This window comes from Kitasatospora sp. NPDC058218 (assembly GCF_042882445.1).
GTDB lineage: Bacteria > Actinomycetota > Actinomycetes > Streptomycetales > Streptomycetaceae > Kitasatospora.
The window spans coordinates 72,561-97,666 of record NZ_JBHVWC010000038.1 but is presented as its reverse complement, the minus strand read 5'-3'; the positions used below and the strand labels follow the sequence as shown (position 1 = coordinate 97,666).

Sequence of the window (25,106 nt, the reverse complement as noted above, 5' to 3'; positions counted from 1 at the left end):
GTCGAGGGCGACGACGCGGGTCTCCCCGTCCCCGTAGACCTTGTTGAGACCGGTGGCGCGGGCGGCCGCCCGGCCGGTACGGACGGCGGTTGCGGTCGACGTGGTCACGGGGATGCTCCTTGTGGGTCGGGCTGCGGCGGCGCCGGGAGAGCGCGGGGAGGTCGTTGGACGGCCGGTCACCGCAGGGTTCCGGCCGTATTTCCATGCTCGGCCACGTGATCACGGTTTCTCGTCGCTCCGCCGGACGGTTGCCCTGACCACCGCTGGGCGTACGCCCGGATAAAGCCCTCATCCTCCGGTATGACGTCGACCCTTACCGGAGTCCCGTGGCCGGATAGCGCGCTTTGGCTGGCCAAATCACGAACTGTTCGTCAGATGGCAAGGAAACATGACAACTTCCCTGGCTGGGAACATGCGAAAGGGGGAGGCGGGCGACTAGGCTCGGGGACGGCCCGCACGGGGACGGAGCACCACCTCCGGCCGTCGGCAGGGCAGGTCCGCAGAAGGCCCGGATGGTGGAACGCAGACACGGGCAGCTTAAAACTGCTTGGCCGTGAGGCCGTGCCGGTTCGAGTCCGGCTCCGGGCACCGCTCGACACGCGGGGACGCCATCGGGCGTCCCCGCCGGGAGCCGTTCACCGGATCCTCCTCGCGGCGTATCCCCATTCTTTTGCCAACCCATTACCCTTGTGGTGCGGGCGGTGCAGTGCCGCCACGGAGGGAATGAGCAATGAGAAGCAGCAACCCGGTCTTCTCGCGGGAGGGGTCCTTCACCCGCGAGCCCGGCTACGCGGGTTTCGGTACCACGCAGGCCCCGCCGGCCGGGAGTCCGTACGCCACCGGTCCCGACGGCCAGAGCAACCCGTACGGCAACAACCCGTACGGCAACAACCCCTACGCGGGCAGCCCCTACGCCCAGCAGCCGCAGGGTCAGGGTCCGCTGACCGACGAGCAGCTGGTCGAGATGTACCGCGCGCCGTCCGCCGGTCCGCTGGCGACGGGTCGGATGACGCTCGACGACGTCGTCGCGCGCACCGCCATGACGTTGCTCACCCTGGTCGCGGCCGGCGGGCTGGCCTGGTTCGCGCTGCCGGACCGGAACTTCGGCCTGGCCATCGGCGCCTCGCTGATCGCCTTCGTGGTCGGCCTGGTGATCTCGTTCAAGCGGAGCGTCAGCCCGCCGCTGATCCTGCTCTACGCGGGCCTGGAGGGCTTCGCGCTCGGTGCCGTGACCAAGGTGTTCAACACCATCTGGCCGGGCATCGCGATCCAGGCGGTGCTGGGCACCGCGGCGGTCTTCGCGGCGATGCTGATCGCCTACAAGACCGGCCGGATCCGGGTCACCCCGCGCTACACGCGGATCGGCATCGCGATCGCCATGGGCTTCGTGCTGCTGCTGGTGATCAACATGGTCGCGTCGATGTTCGGTGCGGACATGGGGCTGCGCTCCGGCCCGCTGGGCATCGTGGTGGGCCTGGTCGGCATCGGCCTCGGCGCGTTCTTCCTGTCGCTGGACTTCGCGGCCATCGAGCAGGCCATCGCGCAGGGCGCCCCGCAGAAGGAGGCCTGGCGGGCCGCCTTCGGGCTCACCCTGTCGCTGGTCTGGATCTACATCGAGATGCTGCGACTGATCGCGATCCTGCGCGGCGACGACTGATCGCCGCGACCCCCGCGCACTGCCGCCGGGCCCCGGAGCCTTCCGCTCCGGGGCCCGGCGGCTTTCGTTAGGCTCGCGCCATGCCTGAAGCAGCCTCCCTCGCCGCAGTCGTCGAAGCCCTGGCGGATCGTTTCCGCTCGATGCCGCAGAGCCGGCTGCTGGGCGCGGTACCCGGCCACCCCTCCCGGGCCGCCGCCGCGCTGGCGCTGGCCCGCCGGCTGGCGGCGGCGGCGCAGGCCGCCGAGGCGGTGGCGGGCGGGCCGACCGGGCCGGACGGGGCGCCGAGGGAGTTCCCGGACGCCGGGGCCTTCGCGGCCGGCGACCAGTTGGCCGTCGCCGGGCACGACCTGGCGGCCGCCCTGGCCGCCCTGCCGGCGCCGGCGCTGGTGCCGCTCCCGGGGCCCTTGGGCGGGCCCGCGACGGCCGAGGCGCTGCTCGCCCGGGCGCTGGCCGAGGTGGCCGCCACGGCCGCGCTCTGCGGCTGAGCTCCTCAGTGGGGCCTGCGGGGCCTGCGGGGGCTTGTGGGTCCTGCGCGACATGCGGGAACGCCGAAGGCCGACCGGATCGGTAACCCCTTGATCCGGTCGGCCTTCTGGTGTGCGGTCAGCCGCGTTCGCGTCCGGCGTCGGTGGCCGGTGACGTCAGATGCTGGCGACCACCCGGTCGGCGAGCACGTAGACGGCGTCCTCGTCGGTGGAGAAGGTCAGCGAGTACGAGCCGGAGAACCGCGAGCCGCCGAGCAGCCGGACGTCCTCGCCGGCCCGGACGGCGTCGATCAACCGGTACGCGGCCTCCCGGTCGCCGGGGGCGACGCAGAGCGTGGTGCCGTCGGCGAAGGCGTACACGTCCAGCGTGCCGAGCGGGCCGGGGCGCACGTCGATCAGCGCCACGCCCTCCTCGGCGAGCGTGGTCAGCCGGGTGTCGGTCCACTCGCGGGACGGCGCCTGGCTGGGCACGAAGTCGGGGTGCGAGGGGTGGCGGCGCGGGTCGGGGGCGGGCGTCGGCGCGTCCTCGACGGCCGGCTCGGCGTCCAGCAGTCCGGACTCCAGGCCGGTGGCCAGCAGGTCGGCCTCGCGGCGGGCCCGGGCGTCACCGCCGCCCTCACCGGCCGGGTGGCCGGACGGGTGGCCGGGGCGCAGCGGGACGCCGCCCTCGGGGCCGGGTCCGGCCGGCTCGGTGCCGCCCTCGTTGATCAGGTCCTCCAGCGCGGAGCGCAGCGCCTCGCCGAACTCCGGGTCCATGGTGCCCGCGTTGTCGGCGGCCTCCTGCGGACCGGTCGGCCGGGGGAAGAAGAGCGGCCACTCGTCGGTGGAGCCGAGCACGCCGGCGAAGGGGGAGTCGAACAGTGGCGCGTCCTCGGCCGCGCGGGCCTCCTGCTCGGCCCAGAAGGCGCGGGCCTCGGTGATCTCCCGCTCGCGGTCGGCGGCGAGCGCCTCGGCGACGGCCCGGCGGATCGAGGCCTCGTCGACCGGTGCGGGCGCTGCGGCCTGGGCGTCCAGCCGGCGGGAGAGCCTCCGGAGGTGGACCAGCAGGGCGGTCGACACGGTGATCAGTATCAGCAGGAGGAGGGTGTAGACGGCGCTCACGGAACGTACTCCTAGGGAGGAGTGGAACGGGGTTACCTCTCCACACTGCCCCATACGGGGCTGTTACCGCAGTGGCGAATGTCTAATTTGTCCGGGACTTTCGCGCTTGTCCCCAAATTGTTAGGTAACACCGTTCTACGCTGCGGAGTTGATCCGCTCCGCACTGTCGATTTCCGGGCCCGATTCGAAAGAAAAGAGGGCCGGATCGACCTCTCGGTGTGATCCGGCCCTCAATTACTCTGCGTCACTCCAAATGGGTGGTCTGGACCCTTCGGGGTTGACTCCCGGGGTCAGCTGAGCCGCTCGATCACCATCGCCATGCCCTGGCCGCCGCCGACGCACATGGTCTCCAGGCCGAACTGCTTGTCGTGCCACTGGAGGGAGTTGATCAGGGTGGTGGTGATGCGGGCGCCGGTCATGCCGAAGGGGTGGCCGACGGCGATGGCGCCGCCGTTGACGTTCAGGCGGTCGAGGTCGATGCCCAGGTCGCGGTAGGACGGGATGACCTGGGCGGCGAAGGCCTCGTTGATCTCGACGAGGTCGATGTCGTCGATGGTGAGGCCGGCGCGGCGCAGGGCCTGCTTGGAGGCCTCGACGGGGCCGTAGCCCATGATCTCGGGGGAGAGGGCGCTGACGCCGGTGGAGACGACGCGGGCGAGGGGGGTGATGCCGAGCTCGCGGGCCTTGGTGTCGGACATGATGACGAGGGCGGCGGCGCCGTCGTTGAGGGGGCAGCAGTTACCGGCGGTCACGGTGCCGTCGGGGCGGAAGACGGGCTTGAGGCCGGAGACGCCTTCGAGGGTGACGCCGGCGCGGGGGCCGTCGTCGGTGCTGACGACGGTGCCGTCGGGGAGGGTGACGGGAGTGATCTCGCGCTCCCAGAAGCCGGACTTGAGGGCGGCTTCGGCGAGGTTCTGCGAGCGGACGCCGAACTCGTCCTGCTCGGCGCGGGTGATGCCCTTGAGGGCGGCGAGGTTCTCGGCGGTCTGGCCCATCGCGATGTAGGCGTCGGGCACCAGGCCGTCCTCGCGCGGGTCGTGCCACTGGCCGCCACCCTGCTCGGCGCGGTGGGCGGTGCGGGCCTGGGCGTCGTCGAAGAGCGGGTTCATGGTGCCCGGCATGCCGTCGGAGGTGCCGTTGACGCTGCGGGAGACGGTCTCGACGCCGGCGGAGATGAAGACGTCGCCCTCGCCGGCCTTGATGGCGTGCAGTGCCATCCGGGTGGTCTGGAGCGAGGAGGAGCAGTAGCGGGTGATGGTGGCGCCGGGCAGGTAGTCCATGCCCATCTGGACGGCGACGATCCGGGCGAGGTTGTGGCCCTGCTCGCCGCCGGGCAGGCCGCAGCCGAGCATCAGGTCGTCGATGTCGCGGGGGTCGAGCTGGGGGACCTTGGCGAGGGCGGTGGCGATGATGTGGGCGGTCAGGTCGTCGGGGCGGACGTCCTTGAGGGAGCCCTTGAAGGCCCGGCCGATCGGCGAACGGGCAGCGCTGACGATGACGGCTTCGGGCATGGCGGGCTCCTCGCTGAGTGACCTTCGGGCTGTGGGGTGTCCGGGCGGCGGCCCGGCGGGAACGACCGGGTGCACGGACGCCCGGGAGGAAAGTTACCGTCTGGTAGCTCAGGCGTCACCCGCCCCGGCGTGTGAGCTGGCCGACGTGTTCCCGCGGTCGGCCCCGGTGCCCGCGTCCGGCCCGCCCTGGGCCGCCTCGGCGGCCCAGGTGCCCGGCAGGCCGACCCGCAGCCGGTGGCGCAGCAGCGCCCAGCGCCGGGTCGCGCCCTCGGCCCCGACGGCCGCGACCTCGGTGCCGGAGCGGCCCGCCGCGGCGGCCGCGGCCACCGCCACCGGGAGCACCGTCTCGCCCAGGACGGGGCCGGTCGGCCGCTCCTCCTCGGGCCAGAGGCCGAGCACCGCGCAGAGCGAGGGCAGGACGGCCATCGCCGCCGTCGCGTAGCCCTGCGCGGAGGGGTGGTAGCGATCGGCGGCGAACATCTCGGGCCGGGCCGCGAACTCCGGCCCGAGCAGTGAGCCCAGCGAGACCGTCCGGCCGCCGGCCTCCACCACGGCGATCGTCTGCGCGGCCGCCAGCTGGCGGCTGACCCGCCGGGCCACCCAGCGCAGCGGCGGACGCACCGGCTTGATCGTGCCGAGGTCCGGACAGGTGCCGACCACCACCTCGCAGCCGTTGGCGCGCAACGCGGCGACCGCCTCGCCGAGGTGGCGCACCGCGAGCTGGGCCGGGCTGTGCCGGGTGACGTCGTTGGCGCCCACCATGATCACGGCGATGTCGGGGCGGTGCGGCAGGGCCAGCTCCAGCTGGCCGGAGAGGTCGGCGGAGCGCCCGCCGGAGCGGGCCACGTTGACCAGCCGGACCGGCCGCTCGGCCACCGACGCCAGGCCCGCGGCGAGCAGCGCACCCGGCGTCTCGCGGGCGCGCAGCACACCGAGACCGGCGGCGGTGGAGTCGCCGAGGAAGGCGAGCACCAGGGGCGGCTGCCCGTCGGCGCCGGCGTCGGCGAAGGCCTCGCCGTAGACGCCGTCGGCCTTGGGCGGGTCGCCCTGCAGGACGCCGATGGCCTGTACGGCCAGCTTGCTCTCGGTCAGCAGCACGCCGACCAGCCCCACGCCCAGCAGGCCGAGCCCGCCGCCGCCGTACGCCGCAGCGGTGGCGATCCGCCGGGCCACCCGGGCCCGCGACTCCTGTGCCCCTGGCATCCGGTGCCCCCTTCGCGTCCTCGTGCCGCCCCCCGGCGGGGCCGCCACTCGCGTTGCCTGTACACCTCCTACCCGTCCGCGACCGCGCACTATCGACGGGACTGGGCCATCCGTGGGCGTGTGGCGGGGACCCGGTCGGGGGCGGGGCCTGCGGGCGGGTCCGGCGGGCGGGTCGCACGGGGTGCGGGGAGGAGTGTGGCGCAAGGGAGGGCTGGGGTCGATGGCACAGCCTAGGCTTTGCAGTACCGAAAGCACTCGCATGCCCACAGACCGGGAGGACCCCCGTGCGGTACCACAACTCGATCATCGACCTGGTCGGCAACACACCCTTGGTCAAGCTCAACAAGGTCACCGACGGCATCAGCGCGACAGTGCTGGCGAAGGTCGAGTACTTCAACCCCGGCGGCTCGGTGAAGGACCGGATCGCGATGCGCATGATCGAGGCCGCCGAGGCCTCGGGCGCGCTGAAGCCCGGTGGCACGATCGTGGAGCCGACCTCCGGCAACACCGGTGTCGGCCTGGCGATCGTGGCCCAGCAGAAGGGCTACAAGTGCATCTTCGTCTGTCCGGACAAGGTGTCCACCGACAAGATCAACACCCTGCGCGCGTACGGCGCCGAAGTGGTCGTCTGTCCGACCGCCGTCGCCCCGGAGCATCCGGACTCCTACTACAACGTTTCGGACCGCCTGGTCCGTGAGACGCCGAACGCCTGGAAGCCGGACCAGTACTCCAACCCGGACAACCCCGCCTCCCACTACCACTCCACCGGTCCGGAGCTGTGGGAGCAGACCGAGGGGCGGATCACCCACTTCGTGGCCGGCGTCGGCACCGGCGGCACCATCTCCGGCACCGGCAACTACCTGAAGGAGGTCTCCGGCGGCAAGGTCAAGGTCGTCGGCGCCGACCCGGAGGGCTCGGTCTACTCGGGCGGCACCGGCCGGCCGTACCTGGTCGAGGGCGTCGGCGAGGACTTCTGGCCGACCGCCTACGACCGCGGCGTCGCGGACGAGATCGTCGCCGTGTCCGACAAGGACTCGTTCCAGATGACCCGGCGCCTGGCGAAGGAGGAGGGCCTGCTGGTCGGCGGCTCCTGCGGAATGGCCGTGGTCGCCGCGCTGGAGGTCGCCAAGCGACTGGGCCCGGACGACGTCGTGGTGGTCCTGCTGCCGGACGGCGGCCGCGGCTACCTGTCGAAGATCTTCAACGACGACTGGATGGCCGACTACGGCTTCCTGCCCTCGGCCACCGACGAGGCGCACATCGCCGAGGTGCTGGCCCGCAAGGACGCGATCGAGCACGAGGGCATCCCGCAGTTCGTCCACATGCACCCCAACGAGACCGTCGCCGAGGCGGTCCGGGTGCTGCGTGAGTACGGCGTCTCGCAGATGCCGGTGGTCTCCCCGGGGGCCGGCCACCCCGACATCATGGCCGGCGAGGTCATCGGCTCGGTCGCCGAGAAGCTGCTGCTGGAGGGTGTCTTCGCGAACGAGATCCAGCTGAGCGACACGCTGGACAAGGTGATGTCCAAGCCGCTGCCGGTGGTCGGCTCGGGCGAGACCGTCACCAACCTGATGACGGTGCTGGAGAAGGCCGACGCGGCCGTGGTGCTGGTGGAGGGCAAGCCGCAGGGCATCGTCACCCGCCAGGACCTGCTGGGATTCCTCGCCGGCCGCGCCTCGCACTGACGCCCGCTCACCACGGGCACCCGCCCGTTCGGGTGAGGGTTCGTCCGGGGGCGAAGTGGTACACCGGCGTCACCTGCGCGCAGCACGCGCTTAACAAGAGCAGGGCATCGTTGGGGTCAACGGCAAGACGCCGAGCGAGACGACGGCAACCGACCGGGAGCGGCTCCCCGGTGGTGGCGGTCGCCTCCGGACACGTCGGACGGCCCTGACCCGGCCGGCCGTGTCCTGCCCTCCATGCCCGGTTGCGGGCAGGAGGGGCCCACCGCGGGGGGCGTCGTCGTCCCGCCCCTGTCCGGCTTCGGCCGGCCAACAGGGTGCGGCGGCTCCCGCGGTCACCAACGCGCCGCTTGGCGCGTCTCCGCGGCTCCCGGGTGGGGGAGCCCCGGCGGAGACGGCAGGGCCGGTCCCTCCTCGGAGGGGCCGGCCCTGCTGTGTTTTCGCCCGCTCGCCTCCGGGCCGCTTGACCCGGTGCCGACGGTCGGCGCTCCCTCGCTCCTTTGTCGCTCCGTCCCTTCTCCCTTTCGGCACCGGCGCGGCCCTTCGGCTCGGGGCGGATTCGGCGTGGGTGGAGCTCAAGACGGGCGGGGTGGGGCTCAAGACGGGCGGGGCTTCGGCTCGGGGCGGGTTTGGCGCGGGGTGGGGCTCAAGACGGGCGGGGTGGGGGTCAAGGCGGGTGGCCCTTCGGCTCGGGGCGGTTTCCCGTACGCTCGCACGCATGACCAGCACTGACACGACCGGCCAGGACGAACCGCGCTACGTCCGGCTCAGCATCGAGCTCATCGCCGAGATCACCGACGAGGGGGCGCTCAAGGCGGCGGCCCTGCAGCAGGTGACGGAGGACGAGTACCTCGACGACGAGGAGCGCGCCCAGTCCGTCGAGGCCATCGAGGTGGACCCGTCGGGTTCGCTCGCGCACTTCATCGATCCGGTCGCCCTGCTCGGCGACGTCCCGGGCGTCGAGCTCGCCTCGGCGACCTGGGAGTCCGCGCAGACCGAGTTCGACGCCGAGGGGGAGGGCTGGGACGAGTACACGGTGGACGAGTCCGCCGAGTAGTCGTCGCCCGCTTTCGTCACGGCTTGTGACTGCCCGGTCTGCTGCCTGCAGACCGGGCATTTTGTCCATATTTGGCGGGAAGTTGAGTAGTCTCATACGATCTCTTCCCGTTGGTGATGGAACCGTGAAAGGGCAGATTGCGTTTCTGTATCCGTAATGCCCGGGATGATCAGCAGGGAGAACGCGACGTGACGGCACGGGACGGTCAGGGCCGGGCGGCCGGCGGAAACTGGAGCCGGCGCGGTGTGCTGGCCGGTCTGATCGGTGCGCCGGTCCTGCTGCTGGCGGCCTGCAACGACACCAAGAGCGGCGACGGCGGGACGGGCGCGGGCAGTGGCACCGGCACGGGCAGCAGCGGGTCCGCGGGCGGCGGCGCCACCACGGGCGGCACCGCGAGCGCGAGCAGCTCGCCGAAGACCTCGGTGGCCGTCATCACCGTCACCCCCGCCGACGGCTCCACCGCCGCCAGCTTCAGCGAGCCGGTCAGGGTCACCGTCAGGGGCGGCACCCTCGGTTCGGTCAAGGTCGCCGACTCGACCGGCAAGGCGCTGGCCGGGGAGCTCTCCTCGGACGGCACCGGCTGGACGTCCGCGGCCGCGCCGGCCAGCGGCACCAAGTACACCGTCACCGCCTCGGCCACCGACAAGGACAAGCTGGAGGCGGACGCCAACGCCGTCTTCACCACGGCGACCCCGGCCAACACCTTCGTCGGCTACTTCACCCCCGAGGACGGTTCGGTCGTCGGCGTCGGCATGCCGGTCTCGATCAACTTCAGCAAGCCGGTGACCGACCGCAAGACCGTCCAGGAGGCGATCACCGTCATAGCCGAGCCCGGCGTCGAGATCGTCGGGCACTGGTTCTCCAGCACCCGCCTGGACTTCCGGCCGCAGGAGTACTGGGCCAAGGGCACCAAGGTCACCGTGAAGCTCCGGCTCAAGGACGTGCAGGCCGCCAAGGGCGTCTACGGCACCCAGTCCAAGGACGTCCGCTTCACCGTCGGCCGCGCGCAGACCAGCGTCGCCGACCTCGCCGCCAAGAAGCTCACCGTCACCACCGACGGCCAGGTCAGCGCCGTCTACCCGATCTCCGGCGGTTCGCCCGAGTACCGCACCTGGGGCGGCAAGATGGTCATCTCGGAGCAGTACCAGCAGACCCGGATGAACTCGCAGACCGTCGGCCTCGGCAGCGAGTACGACATCGCCGACGTGCCGCACGCCCAGCGCCTGACCACCTCCGGCACCTTCATCCACGGCAACTACTGGTCCCCGTCGTCGATCTTCGGCGGCCAGAACACCAGCCACGGCTGCGTCGGCCTGAAGGACGTCAAGGGCGGGCAGGACCAGAGCGCGGACGGCTACAAGTTCTACAAGAGCTCGATGATCGGCGACGTCGTCGAGGTCGTGAACTCCGGCGACAAGACCGTCGAGCCCTCCAACGGTCTGAACGGCTGGAACATGGGCTGGGCCGCCTGGAAGGCCGGCAGCGCGGTCTGAGCGGGGCCGGGCCGCCCGGTCCGGCGAGCGGCGCGGTGCGGGCCGTGGAACGCGACGACCGAAATCCGCCGGACGCCGGCCGGCCCCGGCGGCAGGCTGGGGGCATGACCACCACCACCGCACCCGCCCTGGCCGTCCGGCCGATCGACCCCGACGTCCACCTCGCCCTGCTGGAACGCGACGACGCGGGGCACCCGCCCGTCCGGTCGATCGACGAGACCGGTGGCGCCCCGCTGCGCTGCTGCCTCACCCGGGCCCTGCCCGGCGACCGGATCGCCCTGGTCGGCTACGCGCCGCTGCGCCGCTGGGCCGCCGCGACGGGCGCCGACCCGGGCCCGTACGACGAGGTCGGCCCGGTCTTCGTGCACGCCCACCCGTGCCCGGGCGCGGGCGAGTCCTGGCCGGCCGGGTTCCACGGCGGCCCGCGGGTGTTGCGCGCCTACGACCGGCGCGGCCACATCCTGGGCGGAGTGCCCGTCACCCCGGACACCGCCGAGGCGGCCGCCGTCGAGCTGCTCGCCGACCCGGAGGTGGCCGTGGTGCACGTCCGCGCGCTGGAGTTCGGCTGCTTCCAGCACGAAGTCCGGCGCGCCTGACGGCGGCCCGGGCCCGTCAGTCCCCGGTGCGGGCCACGCCGATCGGGCAGCTGGCGCCGGTGCCGCCGAGGCCGCAGTAGCCGTTCGGGTTCTTGGCGTCGGACAGGTACTGCTGGTGGTACGGCTCCGCCGGGTAGAACGGGCCCGCCGGGCCGATCTCGGTGGTGATCGACCCCAGGCCGATCGCGGTCAGCGCGGGCTGGAAGGCCTCCCGGCTCGCGGCCACGGCCGCGGCCTGGGCCGGGGTGTGGGTGTAGACGGCGGACCGGTACTGGGTGCCGACGTCATTGCCCTGCCGGTTGCCCTGCGTCGGGTCGTGCGCCTCCCAGAAGGTCTTCAGCAGCCGCTCGTACGAGATCACCGCCGGGTCGTAGACCACCCGGACCGCCTCGGTGTGGCCGGTCAGCCCGCTGCACACCTCCTCGTACGTGGGATGCGGGGTGTGCCCGCCCTGGTAGCCGACCAGCGTCGTCCAGACGCCGGGCAGCCGCCAGAACGTGCGCTCGGCGCCCCAGAAGCAGCCCAGCCCGAAGTCGGCGACCTCCAGCCCCGCCGGGTACGGACCGGTGAGCGGGTGGCCGAGCACGGTGTGCGGCTCGCGGAGGGTGAATCCCGGCGTCTCCCGGCCGGGCAGCGCCTGGTCGGCGGGGACGAGCGAGGTCTTGTGGCGGTTGAACAGCACGGCCTGCTCCAGCTGGTCGGGAAGCGTTGTGCAGGTTTCAACGCTCACGGCCCCCGCCGGATTCCGGGCAGCGTCGGCACTTTCCGGACGGCGCAACCCCTTCGGGAGGCGGCCCGGCGTTCGCCCACTACGCTCGTTGTCATGACCGAGCACCAGCTTCCCCAGGGCTTCGAGACCCTCGCCATCCACGCGGGTCAGGAAGCAGACCCCCAGACCGGGGCCGTCGTCACGCCGATCTACCAGGTGTCCACCTACAAGCAGGACGGGGTGGGCGGCCTCCGGGGCGGCTACGAGTACAGCCGTAGCGCCAACCCGACCCGCACCGCGCTGGAGGAGTGCCTCGCGGCACTGGAGGGCGGTGCCCGCGGCCTGGCCTTCGCCTCCGGCCTGGCCGCCGAGGACACCCTGCTGCGCACCATCCTCAAGCCGGGCGACCACATCGTGATCCCCAACGACGCCTACGGCGGTACCTTCCGGCTCTTCGCCAAGGTCCTGACCCGCTGGGGCGTCGAGTTCTCCGTCGCCAACACCCAGGACCTGTCGACCGTCCGCGAGGCCCTGCGCCCCAACACCCGCGCGGTCTGGGTGGAGACCCCGTCCAACCCGCTGCTGGGCATCACCGACCTGACCGCGCTCGCCGAGATCGCGCACGGCGCCGGCGCGCTGCTGGTGGTCGACAACACCTTCGCCAGCCCCTACCTGCAGCAGCCGATCGCGCTCGGCGCGGACGCGGTCGTGCACTCCACCACCAAGTACATGGGCGGCCACTCGGACGTCGTCGGCGGTGCGCTGGTGCTGGCCGAGGCGGGCCTCGGCGAGGAGGTCGCCTACCACCAGAACGCGATGGGCGCCGTCTCCGGCCCGTTCGACGCCTGGCTGGTGCTGCGCGGCATCAAGACCCTCGGTGTCCGGATGGACCGGCACAGCTCCAACGCCGAGAAGGTCGCCGAGCTGCTCGCGGGTCACCCCAGGGTCAGCCAGGTGCTCTACCCGGGCCTGCCCGAGCACCCCGGCCACGACATCGCCGCCAAGCAGATGAAGGCGTTCGGCGGCATGGTCTCCTTCCGCGTCAACGGCGGGGAGGAGGCGGCGGTCGAGGTCTGCAACCGCGCGCAGCTCTTCACCCTCGGCGAGTCGCTGGGCGGCGTCGAGTCGCTCATCGAGCACCCGGGCCGGATGACCCACGCCTCGGTGGCCGGTTCGGCCCTGGAGGTGCCCGCCGACCTGGTGCGCGTCTCGGTCGGCATCGAGTCGATCGACGACCTGCTGGCCGACCTCCAGCAGGCGCTCGGCCAGTAGGTCTCCCCGCGAGGCCCTACGCGCCCTGCCGGCCCGCCGTGTACGACTCCATGGAGTGGTTGAAGCGGGCCAGCAGGGCGCAGAACACGTGCTGTTCCTCGGGTGGCCAGTCGGCCACCAGGCGGCGGGCCAACTCGGCCCGGCCGGCGCGGACTTCGGCCAGCCGGTGGGCGCCGATCGGGGACAGTGCGAGCCGTACCGCACGGCGGTCGGCCGGGTCCTGGACCCGGCCGACCAGCCCGGCCGCGACCAGCGGGGCGACCTGCCGGGTGACGGTGGAGGAGTCGACGCCCAGCGCGTCGGCCAGGGCCTTGACGTTGGCGGGCCCGTGCCGCTCCAGCCGGTCGAGCAGCAGGTAAGCGGCCCGGTCCAGCGCGCCCACGCCGTCGGAGCTGCGGACCTGCTCCATGCGCCGGGCGAACACCGCAAGCTGGTACTGGAGTTGGGCGTGCAGGGGGTCGGTGCGGTCGGTGGCCTGGGGCGAGGTCGTCGTCATCGCGGCTCACGATCGTCGTGCGGTGAGGGAGGCTCAGAACCAGCAGCGTACGCGGGCCGGGCGGGCCCGGGAACAGTACCGACGTCCCCGGTTGGCGGTGCCGCACGGCCTAGGCTGGCGGTATGCACAACTGGCCGATCACCATCGACGATGTCCGCGGAGCCCAGAAGATGCTCGCCGGGGTCGCCCGGGTGACACCGATGGAGGGCAGCCGGCACCTGTCCGCGCTGATCGGCGCGCCGGTCCACCTGAAGTGCGAGAACCTCCAGCGCACCGGCTCGTTCAAGGTGCGCGGGGCGTACGTGCGGATCGCGGGACTCTCGCCGGTGCAGCGGGCCGGCGGGGTGGTCGCGGCGAGCGCCGGGAACCACGCCCAGGGCGTGGCGCTGGCGGCCGCGCTGCTCGGGGTCCGTTCGACGGTCTTCATGCCGGTGGCCGCGCCGCTGCCCAAGGTCGCGGCGACCCGCGAGTACGGCGCCGAGGTCCGGCTGTCCGGTGCCACGGTGGACGAGGCGCTGCGGGCCGCGCAGCGGTACTCGGAGGCGACCGGCGCGGTGTTCATCCACCCCTTCGACCACTGGGACGTGGTGACCGGCCAGGCCACCGTCGGCCTGGAGATCCTGGAGCAGTGCCCGGAGGTGCGGACCATCCTGGTCGGGGTGGGCGGCGGCGGGCTGCTGGCCGGGATCGCGGCGGCGGTGAAGCCGATCCGCCCGGACGTGCGGGTGATCGGGGTGCAGGCGGCCGGTGCGGCCGCGTACCCGCCCTCGCTGGCGGCCGGGCGGCCGGTGACGCTGGAGCGGTACGCCACCATGGCGGACGGGATCATGGTCGGCCGGCCCGGGGACATCCCGTTCGAGGTGATCAACGCCCTGGCGGACGGTGTGCGGACGGTCTCCGAGGACTCGCTCTCGCGGGCCCTGCTGCTGGGTCTGGAGCGGCTGAAGCTGGTGGTGGAGCCGGCCGGGGCCAGCCCGGTGGCGGCCCTGCTGGAGCAGCCGGGCTCCTTCGAGGGCCCGGTGGTCGCGGTGCTCTCGGGCGGCAACATCGACCCGCAGCTGATGCAGCGGGTGCTCCGGCACGGCCTGGCGGCGGCTGGCCGCTACCTGTCGCTGCGGGTGCGGCTGGCGGACCGGCCGGGCGCGCTGGCGGACCTGCTCGGGGTGCTCACGCGGGTGGACGCGAACGTGCTGGACGTGGCGCACGTGCGGATCGACCCGCAGCTGGGGCTGACCGAGGTCGAGGTGGACCTCCATCTGGAGACCAAGGGGCCGGAGCACTGCGCGGCGGTGCTCGGCGAGCTGCGGGAGGCCGGGTACGTCGTCTCGCACTGAGTGCTGAGTGCTGAGCGCTGAGGGCCGAGCATTCGGCGCCGGCGCACTTCCGGCACCTTCGGCCCCCTCGGAGCGAAAACCGAGTCGCCCGCCTGCCCGCATTCGGGGCAAAGTGGGACAGACCACTGGAATTCGCTCAATCGATAGCGCCCCTATCGTCCGAGGAGATGAGGCAGGCCATGGCGCCAGCCATCCAAGCCGAGAACCTGGTGAAGACCTTCGGTGACGTACGAGCCCTGGACGGCGTCAGCCTCGACGTCCCCGAGGGCACGGTGCTGGGGCTGCTCGGCCCGAACGGAGCCGGCAAGACCACCACCGTGCGCGTCCTCACCACCCTGCTCCGCCCCGATTCCGGCCGTGCGGTGGTCGCCGGGGTCGACGTCCTCAGGCACCCCAACAAGGTCCGCAGCCTGATCGGCCTCTCCGGTCAGTACGCCGCGGTCGACGAGTACCTCACCGGGTTCGAGAACCTGCAGATGGTCGGCGAGCTGTACCAGATGACCGGCCGGGAGGCGAAGGCCCGGGCGCTGGAGCTGCTGGAGTGGTTCAGCCTCTCCGAGGCCAAGGACCGCACCGCCAAGACCTACTCCGGCGGCATGCGGCGCCGGCTCGACCTTGCGGCCGCGCTGGTCGTCCGGCCGCCGGTGATGTTCCTGGACGAGCCGACCACCGGCCTCGACCCGCGCAACCGGCTCGCCCTCTGGGAGGTCATCGAGACCCTCGTCGAGCAGGGCACCACACTGCTGCTCACCACCCAGTACCTGGAGGAGGCGGACCGCCTCGCCCACGACATCGCCGTGGTCGACCACGGCCGGGTGATCGCCCGGGGCTCCGCCGACGAGCTCAAGGCACAGATCGGCGGCGAGCGGATCGAGGTCGTGGTGCACCGCGCCGACCTCGTCGCCGAGGCCGTCGAGGCACTGTCCGCGTACGCCAAGGGCGACCCGGCGGTGGAGAAGAACACCCGCCGGATCACCGTGCCGGTCAGCGGCGGTGCCCGGGTGCTGGCGGACGCCATCCGCGAGCTGGACGCCCGCTCCATCGAGATCGACGACATCGGCCTGCGCCGCCCGACCCTGGACGACGTCTTCCTCTCGCTCACCGGCCACGTCACCGCGGCGGAGGACGAGGAGAACCGCGCCGCCGCCAAGGGCCGGGGCAAGGGGCACGGCGGTCACGGCAGGGACCGGTCCGGCGAGGACGGCCAGGATCCCGACCAGCAGGCCGTCCCGGCCGGGAAGGAGCGGTGATGACGACTGCCACCGAGCACGCCATCGGCGGGGCGGTACCCAAACAGCGCCGGGGTGCGGCCGCCACCCTGCACGACTCCTGGGTGGTCGCCAGGCGCAACCTGCGCCGGATGACCCGGATCCCCGAGATCGTGGTCTTCGGGCTGATGCAGCCGGTGATGTTCGTGCTGCTGTTCTCCTACGTCATGGGCGGGGCCATCCAGATCCCCGGGACGCAGGCCAGCTCCGACTCGTACATCCAGTTCCTGATGGCCGGCATCTTCGCCCAGACCGTCACCTTCGCGACGGCCGGCGCCTCCGCCGGTATCGCGGAGGACATGACCAAGGGGCTGGTGGACCGCTTCCGCTCGCTGCCGATGGCCCGCTCGGCGGTGCTGGTCGGCCGCACCCTGGCCGACCTCTGCCAGACCGCCTTCACCCTGGTCGTGCTGGCGGTGGTGGCGCTGCTGGTCGGCTGGCGGATCCACGAGGGCGTGCCGAAGGCGCTCGCCGCGTTCGGGCTGCTGCTTCTGCTCGGCTACGCGTTCTCCTGGATCGGCGCGCTGATCGGCCTCTCGGTCCGCAGTCCCGAGGCGGCCACCTCGGCCGGGCTGATCTGGCTCTTCCCGCTGACCTTCATCTCCAACGCGTTCGTGCCGATCAGCTCGATGCCGGGCTGGCTGCAGGGGATCGCCTACTGGAACCCCTTCAGCGCCACCGTGCAGGCCTGCCGCAACCTGTTCGGCAACCAGGTCGGGCCGGTGGACAGCGCCTGGCCGATGCAGCACGCGGAGCTGGTGTCGGTGCTCTGGTCGCTGCTGATCACCGCGGTCTTCTCCTGGCTGTCGGTGCGCAAGTACCGCTCGGCCGCGGGCTGAGCCCGGCCGGAGACCGGTCGCGGGACGCGGCGAGGGCGGCCGTGGAGGAGTCCACGGCCGCCCTCGGCGTCAGGTGCGGGGGATCAGCCGTTGTGCGGCTTGACCTCGGTGACGGTGACCGAGGCGGCCTTGCCGTTCGGCAGCTCGTACGTCGCCTCGTCGCCGACCTTCTTGCCGTCGATGGCGCGGCCCAGCGGCGACTGCGGGGAGTACACGTCCAGCTCGTCGCTGCCGGCCATCTCGCGCGAGCCCAGGAGGAAGGTCATGGTGTCGTCCGCGTCGCCGTCGAAGGCGACCGTGACGACCATGCCGGGGGCCACCACACCGGAGTCCGCGGGGGCCTCGCCGACCTTGGCACGCTCCAGGAGCTGGGTGAGCTGGCGGATCCGCAGCTCGTACTTGCCCTGCTCCTCCTTGGCCGCGTGGTAGCCGGCGTTCTCCTTGAGGTCACCCTCCTCGCGCGCCGCCTCGATCTTCTGGGCGATCTCGATGCGCCAGGGGCCGCTCAGATGCTCCAGCTCGGCCTTGAGCTGGTCGTAGCCGGACTGAGTGAGCCAGGTCACGTTCTCGCTGGTCTGGGTCACGGGTGCTCCTCGTAGGTGCTGGGGCTGTGCTGAGGGTGTGAGTCGTCAGCAGGGTGGCGGTGGAGATATCGGTCGTAACTACAAAGCAACGCCCGCTCCCGTACCTCTCGGTGCGGAAGGGGCGAAACCACGAGCCTAACAACTCCCGCCGACAAGCGGGAGGGTCGTTGGCGCGTCATTGACGGCAGCATTGCGCCGAGGTGTACAGGACCGGTGTGCGGGACATCCTGACGGATTCCCGCTCTTCTGATCGAATATGCGCCCGGGCGGGTCGCGATCGCCGGCGCCTACTCGGCCGGCGTGCATCCCAGCAGCTGGGCGGTGGTGCCGCGGGCGGTGGTGCGCAGGCTGACCACGGCGTCGTAGTCGGCGCCGGAGGCCGGGACGGGGAAGTCGGCCACCCCGACCACCGCGCCGTCCTCGCCCTGCGAGCGGACGGTACAGCTGCCCGCCGTGCCGTCGCTCTTGCGCACCGCCAGGTGCAGCTGCATCTCGGTGTCCGAGACGGCCTGGAAGGAGGGGACGCTGCCGTTGATGGTGGTCTCGCGGATCAGGTACGAGCCACCCAGCCAGGCCACCAGACCCAGCCCCAGCACGCCGCAGACCGCGCCCGCCGCCTTGAGGCGGCGGTCGGACTCGCGGTCGCCGCGGCGTCCGTAGCGCCCCTCGGGCAGCTGCGGGGTGGTCGTGCCTGCGCTCATCGGGCTCAGTCCTCTCCGGGAGGTACCCCCCGCGGTGGTGCCGGGGGAATGCGACGCTCCTCCAGTCCGTCACTATAGGAGGGGCACGCCCGCGGCCGGTCCGGCGGGGGCGCTGCTCGGCCGTGTCGGCGCCGTGCCGGCGGCGTGGCGAGGTCGTGCCGCGGCGCTCTCGGCGGCAGGCCCGCGGTGACGCGGCCCGAACCGAGCGGCTCGGACGGTGGGCAGACCGGACTTCGCGGAAGGCCCAGACATTGTGGAAGGAACGCACGCGTTGACTGAGCAGTTGCGACTGATGGCGGTGCACGCCCACCCGGACGACGAGTCCAGCAAGGGCGCTGCCACCATGGCCATGTACGTCGATCAGGGGGTGGACGTGCTGGTGGCCACCTGCACCGGGGGGGAACGCGGGTCGGTCCTCAATCCGAAGCTGCAGGGCAAGCCGGAGATCGAGGAGAACATCCACGAGGTCCGGCGCAAGGAGATGGACGAGGCGCGCCGGATCCTCGGGGTCAAGCAGGCCTGGCTGGGCTTCGTCGACTCGGGCCTGCCGGAGGGCGACCCGCTGCCCCCGCTGCCCGAGGGCTGCTTCGGCCTGCAGGAGGTCGAGGCGGCGGCGGAGCCGCTGGTCCGACTGATCCGCGAGTTCAAGCCGCAGGTCATCACGACCTACGATGAGAACGGCGGGTACCCGCACCCGGACCACATCATGACCCACAAGATCACCATGCTGGCCTTCGACGCCGCCGGTGACCCGGACGCCTACCCGGACGCCGGCGAGCCCTGGCAGCCGCTGAAGCTCTACTACAACCACGGCTTCCCGATGGGCCGGATCCGCGAGCTGCACGCGTACCTCACCGAACACGGCCACGAGTCGCCGTACGGCGAGTGGATCGAGGGCTGGGAGAAGAGCGGCCGCAAGGAGCGCGAGATCACCACCCGGGTCCGCTGCGAGGACTGGTTCGAGACCCGGGATCGCGCGCTGATCGCGCACGCCACCCAGATCGACCCGGACGGGCCGTGGTTCCGCGTCCCGCTGGAGGTCCAGCGCGAGGTCTGGCCGACCGAGGACTACGAGCTGGCCCGGACCCTGATCGACGTCGACCTGCCGGAGGACGACCTGTTCGCCGGTCTGCGCACCCCCACGCTGGCGGCGGAAGCCGCCGACACGCGCGACTGAACCACCCCCCGATGGCCCGGCTCCCCGTGAGCCGGGCCACCATAGAGATATGAGTGCCCCCGTGAACCTCACCCACCTCGCCGCCGAGCTCGCCCTCGACGAGACCAAGGTGACCCCCGGACTGCTGGGCTTCGTCGTCTTCGCCGCCCTCGGCGTGGCCACCTGGTTCCTGGTCAAGTCGATGAACAAGCAGTTCAAGCGCGTCGACTTCGTCGAGGAGCCGGAGGCTCCGAAGGAGTGAGGCTCCGCCCCCGTCGGCGCGCTCATGCGCAAGGATGGGGGCATGCCGAACCGTCTCGCGGACGCGACCTCGCCGTATCTGCAGCAGCATGCCGAGAACCCGGTCGACTGGTGGCCCTGGGGCCCCGAGGCCTTCGCGGAGGCGGAGCGGCGCGGGGTGCCGGTGCTGCTGTCCGTGGGGTACGCGGCCTGTCACTGGTGCCAATGACTTAACACAACCAGGTAGTCCTGACCTGGGGTGTTGTCAGGGGGTAGTCGCGTGGACACGTACGATGAGGAACTGGACAAGAACATAGAGGCTTGGGTGGAGGCCGAACTGGCCGCCTCACCCGAGTGGGGGCCCGAGAAGTACGACATCATCCGCCAGCGCTTGGAGGACAGCGCACCCGCTGGCCCCGCTGAGGGGCGGGAGGCGCGAAGCTGCGGATAGCGGCTCACACGACAGTGCCGTGGGCGAGGACCGATCGGTCCTCGCCCACGGCACTGTCCGTAACCGGTGACGGGGTAGGCGAGCTCGGCTCAGCCGGCCCGCAGGGTGTCCGTCACGCTCAAGCGGCGGGGCGGCACGGAGCGGTCCACAGGGCGGTGGCAACCTGAGTCCAGCCGTGATCGGTCTTGGTGTCGCCACGCGCCTCCTCCGCGACCAGGAAGCCGTGCTTCTCCAACTGCTGCACCGCGCCCTCCCGGGGGAGTACCGGCACCTCGCCGTCGAGGGCGATCAGGTAGCGGCCGGGGTCATCCGGGTGGGCCTCAACGAAGGTGTCCACCAGGCCGAGGTCGTCCGGTCCGGCCACGACTTCGGGGCCCGGACCGATGACGTTCAGCACCCACCGCCCGCGGAAGCCTGTGACCTCGGCGTTGTACAGCGCTGGCAGGTCGATGTGGTCGGGGTGGGCCTCGGACACGGGGGACTCCTCTGGAACGCTCAGCATCGCTCTGCCGACCGTAACGCAACGGTGTGACACAGCTCAGCGGCCTCGAAAGAGGAGGGAGCCAGCCTCTTCCTAGTAGCCGGCCGCCCGTAGTCGGCATGCCGGGTGATCGCGCCCTGCTCCGGTGTAGGTCACTGTGGAGTGTAGGGAGCATCGCACAACGGCTCCTACCTCTCAGTGTCCGCCAGATACCCGATCATCATTTGCCGGGAGGACCAATGACTCTCAACATCACGGTACTCACCGCTGATCGGATCTATCAATCTGCCGATTTTTGCCTGAGCTATCCAGGGGGTAAGCGTAGCCACTCAATGAAAGTCGTCACCCTTCAATATAGCGATTTCTTTGGAATGCTAACCTATACCGGCGTCGGGGAATGGCATAAGGATACGTCGCAGTGGGTTATTGAATGGCTATCGCCGCTTGGCGATGCATCGCTTGAGAATATTGCAGAGGAATTGGCAAGAAGGGCATCTGACTGGATTCGTCAAATAGGGACAAAGACTGGGCGTATTTATCCGCACACATTTGTCCTTGCTGCATTCAGGAGGGGCCGGGCCAGTGTGACGGTAGTTTCAAATTTTGAGAACGCGGTAGGTCTGCAAAGTCTCAATCCCGGCCAGACATTTTCGATATCGAAGCGTGATTTTGATGGTCAAGTGAGGGTCGTAGTGACTGGCTGGAAACCGGCAGTCCAACGCTACGAGAGGAAAGCGCTGCTTCGGTTCGTTCGACGCCACTTGGATAACCCGCAGGCGATTCGGAATAGCATGGCCGACCTCAACGAATCGGCGGCACGATCCCCAGAAGGTTCAACGATCAGTGTGGAATGTACTGTCGTATCCATGAATAGCGACGGCAGCGGACTTCAGGAGCTCACACCTGGAAGCAAGGTTGAGTTTAGGAATCTGGCACTTGGAATGTCTCTTGATGTGGCGAAGGTTCTCGCGGGTCTCGGGGCAAAGGGAGCTCAGCTCGTAGGTGCTAGCTTCGCTCAAGTCGGACCTTCGGCCGCTCCCCTTGGGCAGCCATCTACATGTGTTCCATCGCTGGTCAATACTCAAGAAGCGGCTGGTTATGAACTTATAGAGTTGGCAGGAGGCCAGTTCAAAACAGCAAGGGCCGGGGCGTTGAACCAGCTCGGAACCGTACTGGGTGCGGGGGCGACGGAACCGTCCGATTATTGCCTGTGGACATGGCGAGAGGGCGAATCTGTCCAGCTTTTGCCGGTGCCCTACTCAACCACCGATTTGAGTATGGGAATTAATAACGAAGGAGCCATTGCAGGAACTGTCGCGGACTCATCTGGATATCTTCGAGCTCTCGGCCTGTATGGGCAAACGATCTCCATGCTGGATGATGCCGGAGGAAGAGACAGTGGTGTTAGAGCGATCAACAGTCGAGGCTCGATTGTCGGCTGGGTTTGCATCGATTCGGTGAATCGAGGTCAGCTGAACTATCGACCTGCGGTCTGGGCTCCCAATGCCCCCATGGTGATCCTTAGTGATCTCCCGGCGCAATGGGGTGAGGCAATTGGCGTCAATAGTGAAGGATGCATTCTATTGGGGGTCCATGAAGCAGTTCCCTTTCTGCAACGCCCTATTCTCTTCACTCCAGGGGGAGATCTGCGAGAGTGCGGCTCTGCCGAAAAGGGAATATCCCCTTTGGGTATCACCAATGAGGGACTGGTTCTCGCCTCGGCCAATATGTCTGGCAAACCTGTGACACTTATGTGCAGGCCCGGGCAGCCTTGGGATCAATTGCATATCCCCGAGGGGTGGGTGGCTGGAGCGATCAGTCCCGGTGGTTGGATGGCTGGATCTTTTCGAGACTCCGGATTTTCGAGACCGTGGGTCAGGCGACCCGACGGAAAGACAATTCTCCTCCCATACCTCCGGCATCATCACTGCGCTCCGACCGCAATAGACGACCATGGCAATGTCGCCGGGCGAGCTGAAGCCGACCATGGCGAACATGCTATTTTCTGGCGAGGGCGCTCTCAAATCTAGACGCCACTACCGGGGCGAGCTGTTCGAGGGCCGCGTTGATGGTTCGGGCCAGCAGCGCGGGCGGCCCGGAGGGTGGCTACCGCCCTCAGCTGCTCGGCGAGCGTCAGCGTGTCGTGGCAGATCCGCCCCGGAGGGTCGGCCGCGTCGGTCCGGGGTGCGATCGGTGGGCGGGTCGCCATCTCGACGCACGCCGTCCAACTTGCTTACGCCTCCTGCTCGGTGACTTCGGGTTCCGTGAGCCCGAGGGTAGGCGTTCACCAGAGGCTCAGGGGGCGCCCTTCCACCATCACCGCTTCGACCCGGGCAGCGATCTCCACCTTGGACTCGCCACCGGCCAGGCCGGCGCGGATCGCGGCGCCAATCGCACGGGAGCGTCCGGCCGGGCCGCGCAGGTCCGCCAGCGGACTCCCCGGGTCACGCCGCCGGGCCACCCACTCCGCCCGGTTCTCCGCCGCTGTGCCCAGCCGCAGGTGCGCCGGCTGCTGGCAGGAGTGGTTATCGCAGGTGTGGCAGACGGTCAGGTCGGTGCCCCATCCCAGCCGCAGGATGACGCCGTGCGCGAGCTGGTACCCGTACAGGTGCCCGGGAACCGTGCCGCGCCGAGTCCGGCCAGGCCGCGAGGTGGCCCGGAAGGTGGCGTGCCCGGTGCTGGAGATCCCACCGGTGAAGAACCAGCACCCCGTTGACGGGGTCCGGTAGACCTTCGCCCAGTACCGGGCCTGGACAGACTCGTCGGCCAGCCAGCCGGCCCACTCAACGGCCGCTATTCGCACGGGCGTTGGGTCACCGAGGAGGGAGAGCTGCTCGTCAACGCGAGCAGGCCCGGACCCCTTCACCGCAGCGCGCGGGAAGAGTCCGGGCCCGAGGCCGCCGCTCTCAGTCGGCATCGGCCAGGCCGCTCTCCGGAGCGGAGGCAGAAGGTGCCGTGGCAGCGGTGCCGGCCTTCCGGGCGCGGCGGACGGGGCGCGGGCGCTCGGCACGGGCGCGCAGCCCCTCGATCACCTCCTTCGCGCGGGCTGCGGTAACAGGCTTCGCCTCGCGTTCCAGCTCCTCCGCCGTGACACCGAGCAGCTGCGCGACCAACTCGGCATCGTTGTTGAACAGCCGAAGGACAGCGGCGGCGGCCTCCCGCGCCGCGATCTCGGCGTCCTCCTTCGCCTTCGCCGCCGTCACTGCGGCCTCCCGCGCGGCCAGGACGTTCGACGCAGCCAACTCCCGTGTCCGCGCCTGGACTTCTTCCACGGCTCGAACCCTCCGCCGCAGTTCCGCCGCACTCACCGTTGCCGCCGAAGTCGTACTCACCCGTTCCCCATCTCAGTCAGATCCGTGCTCATCGCGCGCACCGTAAGCACGAGCCCGCGGACACCTCAACTGCGTTCGCAGTCGGCGGCTTCGGTGCTGCCCGGATGCGCGAGGCGATCTTGTGCGGCGGTGTCAGCGGGGGCGGGCATCATGGAGGGATGGACACTGAGCGTGAAGCGTCGGATTCGGGCGGTCGGGTCTGGCCGAGGCCGACTGGCCTCCCGGGGCCTCTCGAAGCGGCCCTGGACTTTCTCAAGGCCGAGGGATGCGCGCTCAGCCATCTCGATCTGACGAGTGCTGAACTGATTGCCAACCTAGGCGACTTGGCGACTCCCGAGGTCGTTGAAACGCTGGCCTGGCTGCACGAGCACCACCAGGTCCTGCGTCGGGCGCCGAAGGCCGTGGCCAGCGGACTTCTCGAACAAGCTCACATCAGCCCGTGGCCGGCGAAGAGGATTGGCCAGGCCACCAAGGACGAGGCCGAGCGGGTGTTCAACGACTGGACCAACATCCTCCTGCTGTGTCAGTTCTGCCACCCGATCTTCGACAACCGCGACCTCATCCCGCGCGTGCTGGTCGAGCAGGCCCGTACCGAGGTGCTGCGGACTCCCACCGGGCACGAGGCGCTTCGTCTCTTCATCACGCGCTCCCTGGCCTACCGAGGTAACCAGTCCGACGCGACCGTGCCGTTCCGCACAGACGTCGAGCGCGCCCACCACGAGCTCGCGACCCTCCACGGACACGGCGACCCGATCACGGTGGCACCCTTCTTCAAGAAGGACCACTACTTCCAGTCCACCGCGGACCCGGTCAGCGGGCTGATCCGGCAGGGCTCCTACGGCGGGAACCCCGACGAGTACTACTTCGCCCGCGGCATCACCAACGTCCCCCCGCCCGCGCCCGGCCGGTACAACGTGGTCGAGACGCCCAACGGCTTCGGCTTCGAACCCGCATCGGCGCCCGGGGCAGAGGATGCAGCCGCCCCGGACAACGGCGGCGCCGGCTGACGACGGACGCCAGCACCAGCTCCTGCGCCGGACTCGTGCCTCCGGCGGGTCCTCTCTCGGAGGGGGTGGGGGCCGGTCGGTTGGGTGCGGGTTGGTGGTGGTTGGGGTTGTGGGGGCGGGGCTCCCTCCTCGGTCGGCCACCCGGAGGGCGTACCAGGAACCCGGGCAGGGTGCCCAGGCCAAGCCGCTTCGCGGTCGCTGCGCGAGCCTGGGCACCCCACCCGGAACCCTGAAACGGCAGGAGCTGTCCGACCGAGGAGGGAACCCCGCCCGGGGCCCGTTGTGGCCGGGCCCGGCCGGGCGGGTGCGGGTCGGTGTGGTGGGAAAAGGGCAGGTCAGGGCGGTTCTCTGGCTTGACCCGACCCTTAGAACATGGTTTAATTAGTGATGTCGGAAGGGGAGGGCAACACCCCGGCCGGCCTCCGGAGGGCTGACCGGCCCCCGGCACCCA

24 protein-coding genes, 1 tRNA gene and 1 pseudogene are annotated in these 25,106 nt (G+C 70.6%); 16 read left to right on the top strand and 10 right to left on the bottom strand.

The features are described from left to right. Positions 1-506: 506 nt before the first annotated feature. The 3 genes from ACFVYI_RS23895 to ACFVYI_RS23885 all read left to right on the top strand — a co-directional run bounded on the left by ACFVYI_RS23895 (position 507) and on the right by ACFVYI_RS23885 (position 2,142). Positions 507-588 (top strand) — tRNA-Leu (locus ACFVYI_RS23895). Between the two features lie 142 nt (positions 589-730). Next, the gene (locus tag ACFVYI_RS23890; protein WP_387888886.1) at positions 731-1,657 is read left to right on the top strand and encodes a Bax inhibitor-1/YccA family protein; all 927 of its coding nucleotides are present in this window, start codon (positions 731-733) and stop codon (positions 1,655-1,657) included. Between the two features lie 80 nt (positions 1,658-1,737). Next, entirely contained in the window at positions 1,738-2,142 is a 405-nt protein-coding gene (locus ACFVYI_RS23885; protein WP_387888884.1) for a hypothetical protein, read from the top strand. A gap of 156 nt (positions 2,143-2,298) precedes the next feature. On the opposite strand, the gene ACFVYI_RS23880 is transcribed toward ACFVYI_RS23885, so the two are convergent. From ACFVYI_RS23880 to ACFVYI_RS23870, 3 genes are all read right to left on the bottom strand, one after another. Further along, positions 2,299-3,243, bottom strand: a complete 945-nt coding sequence (locus tag ACFVYI_RS23880) for a hypothetical protein (protein WP_387888882.1) — start codon at positions 3,241-3,243, stop codon at positions 2,299-2,301. 290 nt (positions 3,244-3,533) lie between these two features. After that, on the bottom strand, positions 3,534-4,754 hold the full coding sequence (locus tag ACFVYI_RS23875) for an acetyl-CoA C-acetyltransferase (protein ID WP_387888880.1): 1,221 nt from the start codon (positions 4,752-4,754) through the stop codon (positions 3,534-3,536). Positions 4,755-4,862: 108 nt separating this feature from the next. Continuing rightward, positions 4,863-5,957 carry an SGNH/GDSL hydrolase family protein gene (locus ACFVYI_RS23870; protein ID WP_387888878.1) on the bottom strand — a complete coding sequence of 365 codons (1,095 nt, stop codon included), beginning with the start codon at positions 5,955-5,957 and terminating at the stop codon, positions 4,863-4,865. 284 nt (positions 5,958-6,241) lie between these two features. Here ACFVYI_RS23870 and ACFVYI_RS23865 point away from each other — a divergent pair, with 284 nt between their 5' ends. From ACFVYI_RS23865 to ACFVYI_RS23850, 4 genes are all read left to right on the top strand, one after another. Then, positions 6,242-7,642 carry a cystathionine beta-synthase gene (locus ACFVYI_RS23865; protein WP_387888877.1) on the top strand — a complete coding sequence of 467 codons (1,401 nt, stop codon included), beginning with the start codon at positions 6,242-6,244 and terminating at the stop codon, positions 7,640-7,642. Between the two features lie 715 nt (positions 7,643-8,357). Continuing rightward, positions 8,358-8,696 carry a hypothetical protein gene (locus ACFVYI_RS23860; RefSeq protein ID WP_387888874.1) on the top strand — a complete coding sequence of 113 codons (339 nt, stop codon included), beginning with the start codon at positions 8,358-8,360 and terminating at the stop codon, positions 8,694-8,696. A gap of 188 nt (positions 8,697-8,884) precedes the next feature. Further along, complete coding sequence (locus ACFVYI_RS23855; RefSeq protein WP_387888872.1) at positions 8,885-10,189, top strand: Ig-like domain-containing protein; 1,305 nt, start codon at positions 8,885-8,887, stop codon at positions 10,187-10,189. A 104-nt stretch (positions 10,190-10,293) separates the two neighbouring features. Next, positions 10,294-10,785: a DUF1203 domain-containing protein gene (locus ACFVYI_RS23850; protein WP_387888869.1), complete on the top strand. Its 492-nt coding sequence runs from the start codon at positions 10,294-10,296 to the stop codon at positions 10,783-10,785. Between the two features lie 16 nt (positions 10,786-10,801). Here ACFVYI_RS23850 and msrA read toward each other — a convergent pair whose 3' ends face one another. Beyond that, positions 10,802-11,467, bottom strand: a complete 666-nt coding sequence (gene msrA / locus ACFVYI_RS23845) for a peptide-methionine (S)-S-oxide reductase MsrA (protein WP_387888889.1) — start codon at positions 11,465-11,467, stop codon at positions 10,802-10,804. 141 nt (positions 11,468-11,608) lie between these two features. Between msrA and ACFVYI_RS23840 the strand changes: the two genes are divergently transcribed. Then, positions 11,609-12,766, top strand: coding sequence for a cystathionine gamma-synthase (locus ACFVYI_RS23840; protein WP_387888866.1), 1,158 nt, complete (start codon positions 11,609-11,611; stop codon positions 12,764-12,766). Positions 12,767-12,782: 16 nt separating this feature from the next. Here the strand turns inward: ACFVYI_RS23840 and ACFVYI_RS23835 are convergent, their stop codons facing one another. Continuing rightward, a complete protein-coding gene (locus ACFVYI_RS23835; protein WP_387888865.1) occupies positions 12,783-13,262 on the bottom strand; it encodes a MarR family winged helix-turn-helix transcriptional regulator in 480 nt (159 codons plus the stop codon). A 122-nt stretch (positions 13,263-13,384) separates the two neighbouring features. Between ACFVYI_RS23835 and ilvA the strand changes: the two genes are divergently transcribed. The 3 genes from ilvA (at position 13,385) to ACFVYI_RS23820 (ending at position 16,703) form a co-directional block, all read left to right on the top strand. Further along, positions 13,385-14,596 (top strand): threonine ammonia-lyase, encoded by a 1,212-nt coding sequence (ilvA, locus tag ACFVYI_RS23830; protein WP_387888863.1) that lies wholly within the window; start codon positions 13,385-13,387, stop codon positions 14,594-14,596. Between the two features lie 179 nt (positions 14,597-14,775). Continuing rightward, positions 14,776-15,846, top strand: coding sequence for an ATP-binding cassette domain-containing protein (locus ACFVYI_RS23825; RefSeq protein ID WP_387888861.1), 1,071 nt, complete (start codon positions 14,776-14,778; stop codon positions 15,844-15,846). After that, a complete protein-coding gene (locus tag ACFVYI_RS23820; RefSeq protein ID WP_387888858.1) occupies positions 15,846-16,703 on the top strand; it encodes an ABC transporter permease in 858 nt (285 codons plus the stop codon). Before ACFVYI_RS23825 ends, ACFVYI_RS23820 begins: the two co-directional genes overlap by 1 nt. Before the next feature lie 83 nt (positions 16,704-16,786). On the opposite strand, the gene greA is transcribed toward ACFVYI_RS23820, so the two are convergent. Both greA and ACFVYI_RS23810 read right to left on the bottom strand, forming a co-directional pair. Beyond that, entirely contained in the window at positions 16,787-17,287 is a 501-nt protein-coding gene (gene greA, locus ACFVYI_RS23815; protein ID WP_387888857.1) for a transcription elongation factor GreA, read from the bottom strand. Between the two features lie 287 nt (positions 17,288-17,574). Then, on the bottom strand, positions 17,575-17,988 hold the full coding sequence (locus tag ACFVYI_RS23810) for a DUF4307 domain-containing protein (protein ID WP_387888854.1): 414 nt from the start codon (positions 17,986-17,988) through the stop codon (positions 17,575-17,577). A 271-nt stretch (positions 17,989-18,259) separates the two neighbouring features. Between ACFVYI_RS23810 and mca the strand changes: the two genes are divergently transcribed. The 3 genes and pseudogenes from mca to ACFVYI_RS23795 form a co-directional block, all read left to right on the top strand. After that, positions 18,260-19,165 carry a mycothiol conjugate amidase Mca gene (gene mca, locus ACFVYI_RS23805; protein WP_387888852.1) on the top strand — a complete coding sequence of 302 codons (906 nt, stop codon included), beginning with the start codon at positions 18,260-18,262 and terminating at the stop codon, positions 19,163-19,165. Between the two features lie 49 nt (positions 19,166-19,214). Then, positions 19,215-19,406, top strand: coding sequence for a hypothetical protein (locus ACFVYI_RS23800; protein WP_329489368.1), 192 nt, complete (start codon positions 19,215-19,217; stop codon positions 19,404-19,406). Positions 19,407-19,448: 42 nt separating this feature from the next. Further along, positions 19,449-19,607, top strand: a pseudogene (locus ACFVYI_RS23795) (DUF255 domain-containing protein); the annotation flags it as partial. A 346-nt stretch (positions 19,608-19,953) separates the two neighbouring features. Here the strand turns inward: ACFVYI_RS23795 and ACFVYI_RS23790 are convergent. Then, complete coding sequence (locus tag ACFVYI_RS23790; protein WP_387888848.1) at positions 19,954-20,310, bottom strand: hypothetical protein; 357 nt, start codon at positions 20,308-20,310, stop codon at positions 19,954-19,956. 245 nt (positions 20,311-20,555) lie between these two features. Here ACFVYI_RS23790 and ACFVYI_RS23785 point away from each other — a divergent pair, with 245 nt between their 5' ends. Further along, entirely contained in the window at positions 20,556-22,346 is a 1,791-nt protein-coding gene (locus ACFVYI_RS23785) for a hypothetical protein (protein ID WP_387888846.1), read from the top strand. 254 nt (positions 22,347-22,600) lie between these two features. Here the strand turns inward: ACFVYI_RS23785 and ACFVYI_RS23780 are convergent, their stop codons facing one another. After that, positions 22,601-23,119 carry a hypothetical protein gene (locus ACFVYI_RS23780; RefSeq protein ID WP_387888844.1) on the bottom strand — a complete coding sequence of 173 codons (519 nt, stop codon included), beginning with the start codon at positions 23,117-23,119 and terminating at the stop codon, positions 22,601-22,603. Between the two features lie 103 nt (positions 23,120-23,222). Next, complete coding sequence (locus ACFVYI_RS23775; protein WP_387888843.1) at positions 23,223-23,588, bottom strand: hypothetical protein; 366 nt, start codon at positions 23,586-23,588, stop codon at positions 23,223-23,225. Positions 23,589-23,971: 383 nt separating this feature from the next. Here ACFVYI_RS23775 and ACFVYI_RS23770 point away from each other — a divergent pair, with 383 nt between their 5' ends. Then, complete coding sequence (locus ACFVYI_RS23770) at positions 23,972-24,655, top strand: HNH endonuclease (protein ID WP_387888841.1); 684 nt, start codon at positions 23,972-23,974, stop codon at positions 24,653-24,655. Positions 24,656-25,106 lie beyond the last annotated feature (451 nt).